This is a genomic window from Apibacter sp. B2912 (assembly GCF_009827835.1).
Lineage (GTDB): Bacteria > Bacteroidota > Bacteroidia > Flavobacteriales > Weeksellaceae > Apibacter.
Map to the genome: position 1 here is coordinate 28,164 of NZ_WINV01000004.1, position 17,836 is coordinate 45,999.

General features: G+C 32.6%; 12 protein-coding genes. 8 read left to right on the top strand and 4 right to left on the bottom strand.

The window, feature by feature from the left end:
* Nucleotides 1-57 precede the first annotated feature (57 nt).
* The 6 genes from GFV01_RS07625 to GFV01_RS07650 all read left to right on the top strand — a co-directional run bounded on the left by GFV01_RS07625 (nucleotide 58) and on the right by GFV01_RS07650 (nucleotide 9,315).
* Nucleotides 58-1,284 (top strand): glycerophosphodiester phosphodiesterase family protein, encoded by a 1,227-nt coding sequence (locus GFV01_RS07625; protein WP_160542971.1) that lies wholly within the window; start codon nucleotides 58-60, stop codon nucleotides 1,282-1,284.
* A gap of 327 nt (nucleotides 1,285-1,611) precedes the next feature.
* Nucleotides 1,612-2,475, top strand: a complete 864-nt coding sequence (locus tag GFV01_RS07630; protein WP_160542970.1) for a hypothetical protein — start codon at nucleotides 1,612-1,614, stop codon at nucleotides 2,473-2,475.
* Between the two features lie 120 nt (nucleotides 2,476-2,595).
* Nucleotides 2,596-3,903, top strand: coding sequence for a hypothetical protein (locus tag GFV01_RS07635; protein ID WP_160566115.1), 1,308 nt, complete (start codon nucleotides 2,596-2,598; stop codon nucleotides 3,901-3,903).
* 128 nt (nucleotides 3,904-4,031) lie between these two features.
* Nucleotides 4,032-5,537 carry a glycerol kinase GlpK gene (gene glpK / locus GFV01_RS07640; RefSeq protein WP_105296443.1) on the top strand — a complete coding sequence of 502 codons (1,506 nt, stop codon included), beginning with the start codon at nucleotides 4,032-4,034 and terminating at the stop codon, nucleotides 5,535-5,537.
* 475 nt (nucleotides 5,538-6,012) lie between these two features.
* Complete coding sequence (locus GFV01_RS07645) at nucleotides 6,013-6,762, top strand: hypothetical protein (RefSeq protein WP_160566118.1); 750 nt, start codon at nucleotides 6,013-6,015, stop codon at nucleotides 6,760-6,762.
* A 177-nt stretch (nucleotides 6,763-6,939) separates the two neighbouring features.
* Nucleotides 6,940-9,315 carry a hypothetical protein gene (locus tag GFV01_RS07650; RefSeq protein WP_160566121.1) on the top strand — a complete coding sequence of 792 codons (2,376 nt, stop codon included), beginning with the start codon at nucleotides 6,940-6,942 and terminating at the stop codon, nucleotides 9,313-9,315.
* A 66-nt stretch (nucleotides 9,316-9,381) separates the two neighbouring features.
* Here the strand turns inward: GFV01_RS07650 and GFV01_RS07655 are convergent, their stop codons facing one another.
* From GFV01_RS07655 to GFV01_RS07665, 3 genes are all read right to left on the bottom strand, one after another.
* Entirely contained in the window at nucleotides 9,382-10,356 is a 975-nt protein-coding gene (locus GFV01_RS07655; protein WP_160566124.1) for a D-glycerate dehydrogenase, read from the bottom strand.
* 67 nt (nucleotides 10,357-10,423) lie between these two features.
* Nucleotides 10,424-11,143, bottom strand: coding sequence for a 3-ketoacyl-ACP reductase (locus GFV01_RS07660; protein ID WP_160566127.1), 720 nt, complete (start codon nucleotides 11,141-11,143; stop codon nucleotides 10,424-10,426).
* A 19-nt stretch (nucleotides 11,144-11,162) separates the two neighbouring features.
* Entirely contained in the window at nucleotides 11,163-12,146 is a 984-nt protein-coding gene (locus GFV01_RS07665) for an aldo/keto reductase (RefSeq protein ID WP_105296448.1), read from the bottom strand.
* A 574-nt stretch (nucleotides 12,147-12,720) separates the two neighbouring features.
* Between GFV01_RS07665 and GFV01_RS07670 the strand changes: the two genes are divergently transcribed.
* Nucleotides 12,721-14,913 (top strand): glutamine synthetase III, encoded by a 2,193-nt coding sequence (locus GFV01_RS07670; RefSeq protein ID WP_160542964.1) that lies wholly within the window; start codon nucleotides 12,721-12,723, stop codon nucleotides 14,911-14,913.
* Nucleotides 14,914-15,172: 259 nt separating this feature from the next.
* Nucleotides 15,173-16,810 carry a fumarate hydratase gene (locus tag GFV01_RS07675; protein ID WP_160566130.1) on the top strand — a complete coding sequence of 546 codons (1,638 nt, stop codon included), beginning with the start codon at nucleotides 15,173-15,175 and terminating at the stop codon, nucleotides 16,808-16,810.
* Between the two features lie 80 nt (nucleotides 16,811-16,890).
* On the opposite strand, the gene GFV01_RS07680 is transcribed toward GFV01_RS07675, so the two are convergent.
* Complete coding sequence (locus GFV01_RS07680) at nucleotides 16,891-17,835, bottom strand: carbohydrate kinase (RefSeq protein ID WP_160566133.1); 945 nt, start codon at nucleotides 17,833-17,835, stop codon at nucleotides 16,891-16,893.
* Between the last annotated feature and the right edge of the window lies 1 nt (nucleotide 17,836).

A 17,836-nucleotide genomic window follows, 5' to 3' on the forward strand; every position in this document is an offset into this window, starting at 1 on the left:
TAGCAAGATATCTCAAAAATTAAATTCAAACTAAATTCACTTTTTTATAATAGTTATATGAGAAATAATAAGCTGGTTACATTAGCATGTTTAAGTATGATAGCTTTATCATGCAGTAGCGATGATAACGCATCCACAAACAGTAAAGAAGAAGTTCTTCATTTATCTCCTGAAATGCAAAAAGTAAGGGATTATGTTCCTGAAAATGCCGTAATAGGTCATAGAGGAACCTCTTATTGGGCACCGGAGTCTACAGAGTCCGCATATAGATGGGCGCGAAATATGGGAGCCGATTATTTGGAAGCAGATCTTCAAATTACCAAAGACAGCGTAATTTTAGTAGTGCATGACAATGTACTGACCCGAACATCCAATATAAAAGATATCTATCCGGACAGAGCAACTCAACCTGCCTCTACCTTTACTTATGAAGAATTATTAAAGTTGGATGCCGGTACTTGGTTTAACCATGATAAAAATACATCTCCCGACAGAGCTAGACCAAGCTTCTCTTCCCAAAAACAATATATCAGTACCTTGGAAGACTTACTAATGTTTGCACAAGGAAAACGTTTAAAAAGAGATTCTAACGGAGAAAGAATTTGGAAAAAAATAAACGGAAAATATACTTTTGAATATGAAGATGACCCGGCAGATAATGGAAACAGACCCGGAATTTATATTGAAACTAAAGAGCCCAGTTTAAATCCCGGGATAGAGCATGCTTTAGTAAAGGAATTGAATCGACATGGATGGAACATTATTGAAAAACCGGCTACAGAAACCGCCCATTTCAAAAACGGTAAAGTAAATGTCGGAAATACCAATGGAAAAGTTGTATTACAGACTTTTTCTCATAATAGCTTACTGATTTTAAAAGATTTATTTAAAGGAAAAATTCCAACCGCTTTATTATTTTGGAAAGGTACCGGGCCGGATGATATACATGATGATCAACAAGCCACTTATATAAAACATATTAATTTCGGAATTGAAAATTTAGCACAGTTTATTGGTCCTTCTATTGCCGGAGGAACTCCACCCGACAATTGGCCGGAATTATTAAATCCTTGGCAAGCAGAATTAATACACCAATCAGGTATGAAAATACATCCTTATTCTTTCGATAATGAGGGACAAATGATTAAATATTTTTCTTTTTATGATGGAATGTTTACCAATCAATCGGATCTTACAATTCGTTTCTATCATGAAAAGCAACTCAGAGAAGGAGGACCGGCTTATCAAGATGCTAAAACTATATTGGCAGATTTAGGCTACTAAACAAAAAAATTATAGGTTATTTTCAATTTTATTACTTCGATATAGTTTAAATGTTGTTTTCTTAAGAAGTTTAACAAAATTGAAAATAACCCTTTCATCAAACAGTAAAAAACTACTTATCAAAATTTCACCTAATTAAAATTTAAAAATTAGATACGCGTCAATCGTTTACTATCACATTTCATTTTTTAATCAGATCCTATTAATAAAAATAATCTTATAAAAAAACACGAAGTAAAAAATCTAGCCATTAGTTGATCAATAAAGAATAAATAAACGAGTCAAAATAAAAAATAAAATAAATATTAACGTTACAAAAAAAAGATCATGAAAAAACTAATACTTGCACTATTAGTAGTTGGATTCACTTCCATGAATGCTCAAAAATTAGCAAAATCAGGGAGTAGCTACAAACTAAAAAAAGTTATTCCTGTTGAAGGAAGACAAGGTATTGCTATAGACAAAGATTACTACTATGTATCAAGCAGCACCGCTTTATTCAAATACGATAAAAATGGGAATCTAATTACAAAAAACGATAAACCATTTACCAAATTTGAAAAACAAGTAAATCATTTCGGAGATATCGATATTTATAATGGAGAAGTTTATACCGGAGTAGAATTTTTTGATTCAGGAGTTGTACGCAATATTCAAATTGCCGTTTACGATGCTGAAACTTTAGATTATAAATATTCTATAGACTTTGGAGAAATTGAACAACCGGAAGTTAGTGGAATTACTATTGACAGAAAGAACAACATTGCTTGGATGTCTGATTGGACTTCCGGATGGTATGTATATAAATATGATTTAAAAACTAGAAAATATATTGGTAAAGTTCATTTACAACCCTCTCCGCAATGGCAACAAGGGGTTTATCATATTGATGGAAAACTTTTAATAACTTCTGATGACGGGGATTCCGATATTCCGGAAGCAGATAATGTTTATATTGCTGACGTAAGCGATCCGAACCAAACTCGTGCGGAAGTTTCATTATTTAGATCAATTCCTGAATTTAAAAGAGCCGGAGAAATTGAAGGTCTTTCAATTGATCCTGTAACCAATGACCTCGTTATCCTTAATAATAGAGGAGCAATCATTAAAATGGGTATGCCGTCCGGATTCTACCCAGGCTATGACAGAGAAATTCACGAATTGTATATTTTTGAAAAAACTAAAAAATAATTCTCTTTCGTTCCACTTATTAACATAAAAAGATAAGGCAAAGCATTAAATACCAAATCTTTGCCTTATTTCAACAACTACATTACGAAACCAATTAATTACTAAACAAAAACAACTAACATGAAATTTAAACGCATTTTATCTCTTTTCTTTACGGCAGCATTTATTTTAGGCTATGGCCAAAAAGCCTCCCTGGATAAATTCCAACAAGACAGCGATTCTATTAAAAAAAGACCTTCACTTGTGGAACGTATGAACAGCGATAGCTCCCAACTTTCTCAAGGTATTAAGTTAAATTTTATTAAAGAATTAACGGGAGGAGATGAAAATAGCTTTACTCCTACTCTGAAATACGGAATCGGTATGGTTCTGGAAACTATTTACCAACAAGTTCCTAGTGAAAAAGGACCTCATAAAGAAGCAAATTCAAGCTATAATTTTCAACCGGCTGCATTCAAAATAGGATTTTTACATACAGATATGGCTATATCTCCTAAATTGAGCGCTAGCATAACTTGGAACCTACACGCAAGCAAAATTTCTGATGCTTTTATTAAATATAATTTCCATCCGTTGCTTAATTTACAGTTAGGACGTTTTAAAGGAGCCGGAAACAGAGCTGCTAATGAAACATCTGCTTATGACTTAGATCTAGCCGACTTTACTTATACATCTGAAAATCAAAGTGCTGCTCAAGGAGCTCCTGATTTAAGACATTATGGTATTAACGTTTCAGGTAACGTTAAAAATTTTGTACGATATGCCTTCTTTTTGCATAATAGCGACAGCAATCGAGACAGATATTGGTCTTCATTCAACGATGGTCCATCGGAAGGACAAGGAAACCACGGTTTAGAATTTAAAAGCTGGGATGCATCCCTACGTTTTTTCCCTGTAAAAAATGTTGAATTCGGTGGTCATATGGGTGCTGTTAATCTTCCGGGAATGGGCTTTAAACAAGCTTGGGCTTATTCAGGGTTTTTATATTATATAAATCCTAACAAATACAAATTTAAATTTGATTACGGTACTTACAAAAATGTACGATTTACAAGCGTTGATGAAAATGGAAATACTATATTTGTAACCCCTAACAATATGGATTATACTAAACATGATTTTGTTAAGGTTAATAAGTTAGGTTACTCTTTATTAGCAGGATTTAATATTACTCCAAAAATTGAACCTGTTGCAAGATTTGAATATTTCAATCAAGGAAATAAAGATATTTCCGGATTTGACTATGAAAAGCTTTACTTATATACTGCCGGGGTGAATTTTTATTTATACCCTAACAGTCCAAGAATGGCAAAAATAACAGCGTTCTATCAGCATAGAGCGGAAACCGGTGGACCAAGCATTGCTAATGATTGGTTCGGATTGAGTTACCAAATCGTATTATACAATAATACGAAAGGAGTTTTTTAACATAATAAAAAACATATAAAATTTAAAATACATTTAAAAAAAGATCATTAAATTACTAATCATCCTATTTTAAATGTATTTTTTGTTTTATTTTATACGGACAAATTAAATAACTAAAATCAATAAAGATGAAAGAAAAATTCATTTTAGCTTTAGATCAGGGAACTACATCTTCCAGAGCTATTTTATTTAATCATGGAGGAGAAATAGTATCGGTTGCACAAAAAGATTATACCCAATACTTTCCAAAACCGGGATTAGTGGAACATCACCCTGAAGAAATTTGGTCTTCGCAAATGTCTGTTGCTGCCGAAGCAATAGCTAAAAAAGGTATATCCGGATTGGATATAGCTGCGATTGGTATTACCAACCAAAGGGAAACCACAATTGTATGGGACAGAGAAACCAGTGAAACCATTTACAATGCAATTGTTTGGCAAGACAGAAGAACTTCCAAATATTGTGATGAACTTAAAGAACAAGGTTTAACTGATATGATCCGTGAAAAAACCGGTTTAATACTGGATGCTTATTTCTCAGGAACTAAATTAAAATGGATATTGGACAACGTTCCGGGTGCTAGAGAAAAAGCTGAGCAAGGAAAACTTTGTTTTGGTACAGTAGATACTTGGTTGGTTTGGAAACTTACCAGAGGAAAAATGCACGTTACCGACGTTTCTAATGCTTCTCGTACCTTATTGTTTAATATTCATACTTTGGAATGGGATGAAGATTTATTAAAATTATTCAACATTCCTAAATCTATGCTTCCTGAAGTAAAACAAAGCAGTGAAGTGTATGGTGAAACCTCCACTACTCTATTCTCAACAAAAATTCCTATTTCAGGTATTGCCGGAGATCAACAAGCTGCTTTATTCGGCCAATTGTGTACAAATAAAGGAATGGCGAAGAATACATACGGTACAGGGTGTTTCTTATTAATGAATACAGGTGAAAAACCGGTTTTATCTAAAAATAATTTATTAACTACCATTGCGTGGAAAATTAACGGTAAAACTTATTATGCGCTTGAAGGTAGTGTATTCGTTGGTGGAGCTGTAGTTCAGTGGCTAAGAGACGGAGCTAAAATTGTTAAAACCTCTGCTGACACTGAAAATTTAGCTAAAACTGTTCCAGATAATGGAGGGGTATATTTTGTTCCTGCATTAACCGGTTTAGGTGCTCCGTACTGGGATCCCTATGCTCGTGGAGGAATTTTAGGAATTACTAGAGGAACTACCGATGGACACATTGCCAGAGCAACCTTAGAAGGTATTGCTTACCAAGTGTATGATTTAATAAAAGCTATGGAAGCTGACTCCGGCGTTCATGAAATTGAACTTCGAGTTGACGGGGGTGCTTGTGCTAACAATTTAATGATGCAATTCCAATCTGATATTTTCGGATTTAATGTAATTAGACCTAAAACATTGGAAACAACCGCTCTAGGTGCTGCTTATTTGGCCGGATTAGCTGTTGGTTATTGGAAAAGCATTGATGAACTTCAAGCTCAACGATCTGTAGACCGTGTATTTACACCTGAAATGGATAAAGATAAAGCCGAACATTATTTAAAAGGTTGGAAAAGAGCGGTAAGCAGAGTACTTAATTGGGTTGATGATGAAGACAAATAAAGTTTCACTCAAAGACTTTCATTTACTATAAATTATATAAAGCAATTAAAAGAAGTAATTAAATGCTTCTAAAAGTTCTTAGCGTTAGTTTTTGTGATTTTTTTGTAAAACTAATTACAAATGGAAACAGTAACTAACAATATAGTTTCCATGGATTGATTAATCGTACCCATAGAATATAGATGGTTTTACTGATGCTAATTCTGAACCTAAATTTCAAATTTTTGCAGAATTCGGCATCTGTAAATCTATCTAAAAAATATATTATAATATTTAGACAAGATAATTATCAGCTTTATAATAATCTCTAAAATATTTGTACTAAATATCCTATTTTTTTAATCTAATTGATACAAAAGTTTCAATATATTTCCGAATAATTAGTAAGAAATTATTTATTCCGGTAGAATATTTATATTTTTACATTCAAATTTCAATGCTGATTTAAAATAAAAAAAAACTAAAATCCAATAATATGAAAAAAACTCTTATTTTACTTACAGTTCTTATTTCTTCTATTTCATTATATAGTCAAGAAATAGAAAGATTAGATTTCAATCTAAGTTTACGATCCAACCACTTTTGGAGAGGTATAACTGTTACAGACGGTGCTATGGCCGACGTAGACATTAATTATGCTTTAGACCATAAAAAATATCTCAAATTGGGAGTTTGGGGCGGTATAGGTCTCGGGGATACAAACGGACAACACTATCATGAAATTAATTATTATCTGCACTATAGTACGGGAAAATGGGGTGTCGGTGTATGGGATGTATTCAATTCTACCGGAAGATTAAAAGATGCTAAGGATAATGACATTTGGAATTATGATCATAAAACATCCGGACATCGATTTGATTTCAGAGGATATTTTGTCTTCTGTGACAGCTTTCCTTTAAAACTAGATTATGGAACCTCTTTTTACGGGGCAGACAGAAATGAAAAAGGAGATCAAAGATGGTCTACCTATACCGGACTAAATTATCCTATTATAAAAGGGAAAGTGGTGGATCTAGATATATTCTGCGGTGCTGCTTTTGGTCTTGCAGGTAAATCTAACTTCTATGGTAATGAAAAACACGATTTCGACATTGTAAATGCCGGAATTACAGCTTCTAAAGATGTAACAGTTCTCGGATATAAATTACCTGTTTCTGCCACCGCCATGTGGAATCCTTCACGCAAAGAAGCAAGAGTCCAAATCGCCACTTCTTTATTCTAATAAATATTATTAATTCAGATATAAAAAAAGTCGGTTTATAATAAATCGGCTTTTTTAGTTATTAAAATACTTTAAACCATTTTTGTATAAAAAATAATTTTATAAATTTACGATCTCAGTACAAGCTAAATATTTGGATTTTTTAATCAATTGAAGCAAAAAAGATTATTTCTATAAATGCAAACATCTATAAGAAGCAACTTAGTTCTATTATTTTTTCTCTTTTTTTCACTACATCTTTTCTGTCAAATACACATTAAAATTGTAAATATTGAAACCAATCTACCTGTTGATAAAGCTTTTATTTACAATGAATCAAATAGCCTGTTAGGGTTTACCAATGCTGAAGGAATGATTACTTTAGATAGTAATATAAACAAAATAATCATTCGTGTTGATGGTTACTTGCCTAAAATAGAAATGATCGGCAAACTGGATAAAACTATTTATTTATTTAAAAAAATTAAAAAAAAGAATGATCCTAAGGCTGTATCTATACTAAAAAAAGTATGGGAAAACAGTAGTAAAAATAATGTTGATCATCTCAATGCATATAAGTTTGATTCGTATGTGAAATTTACTTTAGACATGCCTTCTGATTCTGTTACTTATATTAACCATCCTAAAAGAAAACTGGATACTTTAAACAATAAATTAAAAGGATTTTTAGAAAAAAGCATGGTTTTTATTGGTGAAAGAACTATGCTTTATGAATATGATAAAAAATATGGTAAAAAAGCCATTGTAACAGCTTATAAAGCAGGAGGATTTAGTAATCCGCAATTTTTTAATTTTTCCATTGCAAAATCAATGGTCAATGATTATCCTGAAATGCTTAAGCCCAGGGAAACGCAGGGAACTATATCCCGATTGGTAGATAGTGTCTATATTAACAACAGAAAAACATATGTTATCTATACCTACTCTCATGGAAAAAGTGAAGCTCAATTTTACAAAAATCTAACTGTTTTTGTAGATTCTGAATCGTATGCGCTCGTAAAATTAATTGGCAATAATTCGAAAATCTCCAATATATACTACGAAATAACTTATGCTCCCTATGAAGGAATTTGGTATACAGAAGATGAATATATGAAGACAGAAATTTTAAGCAGTAATTTCATCAAAAAAATAAATAAACTACTGCCTAAGGGATTGCATTCGATAACTCGATTAACTACTACGGCAACCATAGATTCTCATGTAACCAATTTCACCAACGATGTTTCTTATACTGCTAATGATTTCAAAGGATATGAATATGTTATCTCAAAAGAAGTTTCCCACAATGCAGATGAAAAAATTTCAGCACTGCGAGATGATTCTTTAACTCATAGAGAAGCTACAACTTATAATGAATTATATCGAATATCAAAAGAATATAAACTGGAACCTAAATTACGATTTTTAAGAAAACTTACCGAGGGGGATTTGGAATTGGGATTTTTTAATTTTGATATATACAGTATATTCAGTCATAACCTGTATGAATCTTTCCGTTATCAACTAGGAGGACATACTAACCATAAATTCAGTAAAAATACTCGTATTGGAGGGTATATAGCTAAAGGAACTCGAGATGAAGAAGTTAAGGGAGGAGCAGATGTAACATTTTTTGTAAATAAGCACCAAGGGGGAGAATTATCTATAAAAGCAGAAACCGATGTGCTGCCGGTGGGAAGAACCAAAATTAAATATTTAACTCCAAAAGATGAGCTTACGGCTAAAACAAATAATATTTACAATGGTGATTATTTTAGCTATAGGAAAGTAGAATTATCGTATCAACAAGATTTTTTAAAAAATATTGATATTACTTTTGCGGTTGATTTCCAAAGACAACGGGTGAATTTTCATTATAAATTTAAAGATTACGATGAAAGTACTTGGTTTAACTATGTTAATACGGCCATACGTTTACGATATGCTCCCAATGTAAAATATATCGAATCGAATAACGGAAAATATACATTACAAGATAAGCCTCCTTATTATTATTTTACTTACGCTAAATCTTGGAAATTATTTGAGAACAGTACAGGTATTCATCGTTTATACCTCTCGGCTTTATATACTTTTTTGTCCAAATTAGGCAAAACCGAAATTATCGGGAATATAGGAGCCACTTTCGGAGATACTCCAATTATAAATTCTTTCGAGGGCAACGGGGTTGCGAAGCACGGAAACAGTATTTGGGGAAGATTTGCTTTTAAAGGCTTTCAAAGTTTTGAAACTATGAGACCTTCCTCCTTTTTTTCAGATAGATTTATTTCTTTTCAATTTACCCACCATTTCCGTCCTTTACGCGTAAGTGAATTTAAATCTCTACATTTTGCCGTATTATACAATGGTCTTATAGGATGGATGCCGAATAAAGATGTTCATTCGCTTTTTGAATTCGATGTTCCTAAAGATTATTATCAGGAAGTTGGATTTGAAGCAAATAAGCTATTATTAGGCCTGGTAGGTGTTGGCGTATATGCTCGTTTAGGTGCTTATAAAGTTGGAAATTTAGATCAAAATATGTCTATCAAGTTAACTATGGAATTATAATTTTCAAATAAACACATATAGATTTTACAAGCTCATACACTACTATAAATCAATATAATATTTTAATTATTTATATACTTCGGGATTAACGACGCAAGGTAATTTTTCTCCTTTTAAACCGGCAATAATATTTTTAGCACACAAAGCCGACATCGCATTTCGCGCTTGTATAGTTGCTGATCCGATATGAGGCGTTACTGCAACATTTTCCATGCATAATAAAGGGTTATCTGCTTTCATGGGTTCGGGATCTGTTACATCTAATCCGGCTCCCCAAATTTGACCTTCTTGGATCGCCTGTATTAAATCTTTTTCATTAACCATAGGACCTCTGGCCGTATTTATTAAAATAGATGTTTTCTTCATTTTTTTAAACGCTGAGGCATTAAAAATACCTTTATTTTCATCTGTTAAAGGCGCATGTAAACTTATTACATCCGATTGTTCCAATAATTCTTCAAAAGAAACATAATGCGCTCCTAATTCTTTTTCGGCATCTTCTTGTTTATGCCTATTATTATAAAGTATATTCATCCCATATGCATTTTTACATTTTTGAGCCATCTTGATTCCTATACGTCCCATTCCAAATATGCCTAAGGTCTTTCCATTCAATTCTTGCCCTAAATATTCTACCGATAAAAAACCGGGCTTCCAATTTCCTTCGATTATTCTTCGATAATTAAAAAAAGCTTTTCTGGAAACATTCAACAGTAATAAGAAAGCAATGTCTGCCGTTGCATTACTGAGAACATCCGGGGTATTTCCCACTGGTATGCCCAAACGTGTGGCTGATTGGATATCGATATGATTATAACCAACCGAAAATGTGGAAATAACTTTCAAATTTGTAACTTCTTTAAAAAAACTTTCCGGCACAGGAGACATTACATTTATATATGCATCGGATTGTTTACATTTATCTATTAATTCTGCAAGGGTAATAGGTTCCGAATTTGTCCACATTTCGACCTCATAACCTGCCTTTTTCAGCATGTCTATTCCTACTTCCGGTATTTTGCCGGATATAAATACTTTCATCTATTTTTAATGTTAAAATAATAAAGTCCGGTACTATTAGCCGGACTTTATCTATGGGTTTATAATTTTAAGGATTGGTTGACCATAAAGATGCATTTGCCAACAAGGCTCGTTTATTTAACTTAAGAATATCAACCACTAATTCTGCAAAATCTTCCGGCTGTAAAACTTTTTCCGGATTTCCATCCGTAATTTTTAATAATTTTACAGACATGTCTGATGCAATGGTACTTGGTGTAAGAGTTGTAACTCTTATGTTGTGCTTTCTCATCTCATACATCAATGATTCCGACAAGGATATTAAACCGGCTTTTGAAACACTATAGGCTGAAGTGTTTGCTCCTCCTTTTAAACCTGCCGTGGATGAAACATTAATGATATCTCCTCCTTTTTTTTCAATCATTGCAGGCAAAACTGCTCTTGACATGAAATAAGGTCCGAAGAGATTGGTTTGTACAATATTTTGCCACTGATCAACAGGCATATCCAAAAAACTTTGAAATGCTGAAATTCCTGCATTGTTGATCAAAATATCAAAGGATCCGAAACTGTTTTGTAATTTTTCCATTTCCGTTTCAACTTCTTTTTGATTGGAAACATCAAAAATTGAATATGCAGCTTGTATTCCTTTTCCTTCTAATTCCTTTACAGTTTCCTTAACTGTTTTTTCATCTCTTCCTGTAATAGCTACATCTACCCCTTCAGCAGCCAGAGCTAAAGCCACTGCTTTTCCTAATCCTCTGTTTCCACCTGTAACTATTGCTTTTTTACCTGTCAGTTTTTCCATAATAATTCTTTATATGATTTTATAATTTTGCTAATTCAGAATCGATAAAATCCATTTGTTCTTTGCTGATTTTTACTTCAGCAGCTTTTGCATTTTGTTTTGCTTGTTCTGCATTTCTTGCACCGGCCAAGGCTATGGTAATCCCCGGTTGTTCAGCAGTCCATTTTAGTACTAACTGAGCCAGTGTTGCTCCTTGATCATCTGCAATATGTTTAATTTTAGCCAAGAAATCATCAATTCTTTTAATACTATCCGGTTGGTACATCTTCATGTCTCTTCTAGCGTCACCTTCTTCAAATTTATGATCCGGTTTAATTTTACCGGTTAATAATCCTCTTTCCATTGGACTATAAGCTAAGATAGACTTTTTATTTTTAATACAATAAGGAACTATATCTTTTTCTATTTTACGGTTTAACATGCTATAAGGAACCTGATCGGAAAGTATTTTGCATGCTTTATTTGCTGCTTCAATTTGAGATGTAGAGCAATTACATACGGATGCATGACGTACTTTACCTTGCTCGATTAATTTTGCAACTGCTTCAAACGTTTCTTCTATGGGTGTAACGGTTTCCGGCCAGTGCAGTTGATATAGATCTATATAATCGGTTCCTAAACGTTTTAAACTTTGTTCACATTCATAGATAACACTTTCCTTTCCGGCATATTTATATATATCGATATCTTTTCCTGAATTGTCTTTACTGTGCATGGCTAAATCTCCTTTAGCTAAATCCCAACGCATTCCAAATTTCGTTAAAATTTGAACTTTATCTCTAGGAATTCCTTTAATAGCTTCTCCTACTATAGATTCACTGGTTCCCTGTCCGTATATAGGAGCCGTATCGATAGATGTTATTCCTGCATCGTGAGCTGATTTGATTGCTTCAACGGCAACTTTTCTTTCTGTTCCTCCCCACATCCATCCTCCGGCAGCCCAAGCTCCAAAAGTTATTACGGATAAAGATAAATCTGAATCGCCTATTTTTCTATGTTCCATGTTTTTTAGGTTTTTGATTAATTTTAATTATTGTTGTTATTTTTATCTTTTTAATCTTATCTTTTATGAGATTTATTTAAAATTATTAATGAAAATATTATACCAACGCAAGATTTTATAAACAAAAATTTTACAATTATCCAGTTTTTATAATTATTTTAAATATTCTATCTTTTTGAATTCTGTTTCTCACATTTTATTTCATATAAAAAACGTATTAAAATATTTTATCTACTATACAGAGAAAAATTTATCCATTCGTAACGTATTACAAGTTAACTATTTATTAATAAGATATCTATTTTTTTTCTTAATAAAGTCCGATAACAAATAAATGAATATAAAATAATTTATTTTTTTTATACATTCTGCTTTTATGACATTCTCATATTAAAATACTTATTACTTGTTTATTTTATTTTATTTATTAAAATTGAAGTTTTTTTTTGATAATATGTTAAGAATTCAATGAGTGATTTATTAAAAAATTTCATTAATAATGTATAAAAAATGAGGGGCATTTGATTTATTTTAATATTATATTTATATTTACCCTCTAAAAAAAATACCTTTTATGTCAACATTACGTTTTTATGCTTTAAAAAGGCTTCCTTATTTACAGCCTAAACATATAGAAATTCCAAAAAAATTATCTGAATTATATTGTGAAAATGTCTTTTCAGAATCCACCATGCGTGAATATCTGACTAAAGAAGCTTATCAAAGCATTTTAGATGCGATAAAATATGGAAAGAAAATCACAAGAGAAATTGCAGATCAGGTTGCTGTTTCCATGAAAGAATGGGCTATGTCTAAAGGTGCTACCCATTATACTCATTGGTTTCAACCTTTAACGGGAGAGACAGCTGAAAAGCATGATTCTTTTTTTAATCCTATTGGAGAAGGTCGGGCCATTGAAAGATTCAGCGGATCCTTATTAATTCAGCAAGAACCGGATGCTTCCAGCTTCCCTAATGGTGGAATACGTAATACATTCGAAGCAAGAGGTTATACCGCTTGGGATCCTACTTCACCTGCTTTCATTATTGATACAACGTTATGTATTCCTTCAATTTTTGTTTCTTATACCGGTGAGACTTTAGATTATAAAACCCCACTATTACGAGCATTACAATCGGTAGATGAAGCAGCTACTGAAGTATGTCAAGCCTATTTTGATAAAAATGTAAGCAAAGTTTATTCTACTTTGGGTTGGGAACAAGAATATTTTTTAGTGGATTCTTCACTTTTTCAAACCCGTCCGGATTTGGTTTTAACGGGAAGAACTCTTCTAGGTCATGCCCCTGCTAAAGGACAGCAACTCGAAGACCATTATTTCGGTTCTATCCCAACTCGCGTAAGAAATTTTATGAAAGAGTTGGAAATTGACTGTATGAGATTGGGTATACCTGTAACAACCAGACATAATGAAGTTGCTCCAAATCAATTTGAATTAGCTCCATTATTTGAAGAAGCTAACTTAGCGGTAGATCATAATTCATTATTAATGGATGTCATGAAAAAAGTAAGCCGCAGACACGGTTTAAGTATTTTATTTCATGAAAAACCATTTGATGGTGTTAACGGAAGCGGAAAACATAATAACTGGTCGCTTTCAACAGATACCGGAGAAAACTTATTGAGTCCCGGAAAGAATCCTAAGAAAAATCTCCAGTTCCTTACTTTTTTCATCAATACTATTAAGGCTGTTCATGACTATGGTGACTTACTACGTTCTTCGATTGCATCGGCAGGTAATGATCACAGGTTAGGTGCTAATGAAGCTCCCCCTGCTATTATTTCTATATTTATTGGATCTCAGTTAACCGCTGTTTTAGATGAATTGGAAAAAGTTACTAAAGGAAAACTTTCTCCGGATGAAAAGACGGATTTAAAATTAAATATTGTCGGAAAAATCCCTGAACTATTACTTGACAATACAGACCGTAACAGAACTTCGCCTTTTGCATTTACCGGAAATAAATTCGAATTCAGAGCTGTCGGATCTCAAGCTAATTGTGGTGAGCCTATGACCGTTTTAAACACTATAATGGCTTATCAATTACAAAAATTCAAAAAAGAGGTTGATGAATTGATTGCTAAAGGACTTAAAAAAGATGAAGCAATATTTAATATTCTTCGTGACTATATTACTGAATCAAGATCTATATTATTTGAAGGAGACGGTTATAGTGAAGATTGGGTAAAAGAAGCGGAAAAAAGAGGATTGGAAAATAAAAAAACTACTCCTGAGGCATTAAAATTTGAATTAAACAAAAAATATATTGAGCCATTTGAAAAGCTAAATATTTTATCTCACAAGGAAATTGAGGCCAGAAATGAAATCAAATTGGAAAAATATTCTAAAATGATTTCTATTGAAGCTAAAGTATTAGGAGATATGGCTCGTAATCACATTGTCCCTGTGGCTGTTGATTATCAAACTAAATTGATTGAAAATGCAAAAGGCTTAAAAGATATTTTTGGTGAAAATGAAATGAAGTCCATGTGTAAAGAGCAATTGGATCTTATTAAAAATATCTCTTCTCATATTACAGAAATTAAAAGCGGAGTAGATAAATTGTTTAAAGAAAGAGACAAGGCGATCGCTATTTCAGATCCTGCTAAACAAGCTGAAACTTTTTGTAATAAAGTTAAACCTTTATTTGATAAGATCAGAGAACATTCTGATGCGTTGGAAATGCTAATAGACAACGAAATGTGGCCATTAACAAAATATAGAGAATTACTTTTTACATTAAGATAGGCGAAATTGATTTAATTTTCAATAGATATTTATTATAGAGAGAGAGGGTTGATGAATTATCAACCCTCTTTTTTAATCTTTTTCTAAATATTTCTTTTATAAAATTGTAAATATAAACCACTATTTAAAAATTTTTTTTCCTTTATTTATAATGATTATAAATTTCGTAATAGTCTTTAAAAGCGGTAAATGTCATGTTTTATAAATCTATTAATATATAATTTTAGCGCTGTTAAATTTATAAAACTAGGCGTACTATATGGCAACACCGGATTTTAAGTATCAAGAAACTTTTGAACAAGGAAAAGATCTTACAGAATACTATTTACTAACTAAAGATTATATTTCAACCTCTACATTTGAAGGAAAAGAAATTCTTAAAATAGAACCGGAAGGTTTAACTCTTCTGGCTCAACATGCATTTCATAATGTTGAATTTTTACTTCGTCCGGAACATCAAAAACAAGTAGCAAGTATACTATCAGATCCGAATGCCAGTGAAAACGACAAGTTTGTGGCTCTTACTTTTTTACGAAATTCTGAAATATCAGCTAAAGGAATTCTTCCTTTTTGTCAAGATACCGGAACAGCAATTATAATGGGAAAAAAGGGACAACAGGTATGGACCGGAGGAAATGATGAAGAAGCTTTATCTAAGGGAGTTTATAATACTTTTACATCTGATAATCTGCGTTATTCTCAAAATGCTCCTTTAGACTTATATAAAGAGGTGAATACAGGAACCAATCTTCCCGCTCAAATAGATTTATATGCTGTATACGGACAGGAATATAAATTTTTATTTGTTGCAAAGGGAGGAGGTTCGGCAAATAAAACTTATTTATATCAAGAGACTAAAGCATTATTAAATCCCGATAAATTATTTCCTTTTTTAGTTGAAAAAATGAAATCGTTGGGTACTGCTGCTTGTCCTCCATATCATATTGCTTTTGTAATTGGAGGAACATCGGCTGAAACTAACTTGAAAACAGTTAAGCTTGCTTCTACTAAATATTATGATAACTTGGCAACATCAGGAAATGAAGGCGGGCGGGCTTTTCGGGATCTTGAAATGGAAAAAAAGCTATTGAATGCCGCTCGAGAATTAGGGTTAGGCGCACAATTCGGAGGTAAATTTTTTGCTCATGATATCAGAGTTATACGACTACCAAGACACGGAGCGTCTTGTCCGGTTGGAATGGGTGTTTCTTGTTCTGCCGATCGAAATATTAAAGCAAAAATAAATAAAGACGGTATTTGGATTGAAAAATTGGAAGATAATCCTGCCCGATTAATTCCTGAACAATATCAAAAGGCAGGAGAAGCCGGAGGTGTTGCGATTGATTTAAATCGACCGATGAAAGAGATTCTTTCCGAATTGTCTCAATATCCTGTTTCTACTCGACTATCTTTAACCGGAACTATTATTGTAGGACGGGATATCGCTCATGCGAAACTGCAAGAAAAATTGGATAATGGAGAAGAGTTACCGCAATATATAAAAGATCATCCTATTTATTATGCCGGACCGGCTAAAACACCTGCCGGGTATGCTTCGGGATCTATGGGGCCTACAACTGCCGGAAGAATGGATTCTTATGTGGATTCTTTCCAATCCCATGGAGGCAGCTTAATTATGATTGCAAAAGGAAACAGAAGCCAACAGGTTACAGACGCTTGTCATAAATACGGCGGTTTTTATTTAGGAAGTATAGGGGGACCTGCTGCAATTCTTGCGCAAACTAATATTAAACATTTAGAATGTTTGGAGTATCCCGAACTGGGAATGGAAGCTATTTGGAAAATAGAGGTTGAAAACTTTCCTGCTTTTATTCTCGTGGATGACAAGGGTAATGATTTCTTTCAACAGATAAAAAATACTTCGTGTAACTGCTAATTAATTTTATCTTTATATTTAAAAAGCAGCTTAATAATATAAGCTGCTTTTTATCTATATATAGATAAGATTAGAGTATGCTAATTGATTGTTTGATCTTCTATAAATGTGTTACTGTTTATCGATTTGTCCTGTTTGAATTTTTGGAATTCTTCTAAATCATATACCGGACATGCTCCTATGTGATTGGTTATAAATGCTCCTAAAGCAATCGCTTCTTTCATAGCCTCTAAATTTGAAAATCCTTGAGCTCGTTTAGCTAAAAATCCGGCCAGAAAAGAATCACCACTACCGACTGTATCTTTAATTTCAACTTGTATAGCTTCTGAATATATATATTGATATTGATCACAATATACTGCTCCCTTACTTCCTTTGGTTACAATTAGTCCATCTAAAGAGAATGTTTTACGAACATATTTAACGGCATCTTCTTCGGATGTATATTCTTTCCCCATCCATTCTAACAAAAGCCTTAATTCTGCCTTATTCATCTTTACTAAATCGGCTTTTTTCATAAAATCGATAATCGATTCTTGAGAAATATATGGGGGTCGTAGATTGATGTCAAAAACTTTATATGGCGCAACTTCAATTAATTTTGACAAAGTGTTTTTGGATAAATTATTTCTGCTTCCTAAACTTCCAAATACAAATCCTTGTGAATTCTTTACTAAATTTTCATATTCATCTTTCCATTCTATAAAGTCCCAAGCTACGGGTTCTACAATGGTATAATGAGCTTCGTTATTTTTATCTATTTCTGCTATTACAGTACCTGTGTTGTAATTATCGCTTATCTGGCATTCTTCTGTCGGAATCGCTGCTTCTTGTACTTTGTTAAGCAATTCTCTGCCTAATTCATCATTTCCAACACAACTAATCATTCTTCCATCAACACCCATTTTATTAAGATGATATGCAACATTAAATGGAGCTCCTCCTATTTTCTTTCCTGATGGGAATATATCCCATAATATTTCTCCAAAACAAATGATGGGCTTCGTATTCATATTATTTTTCATT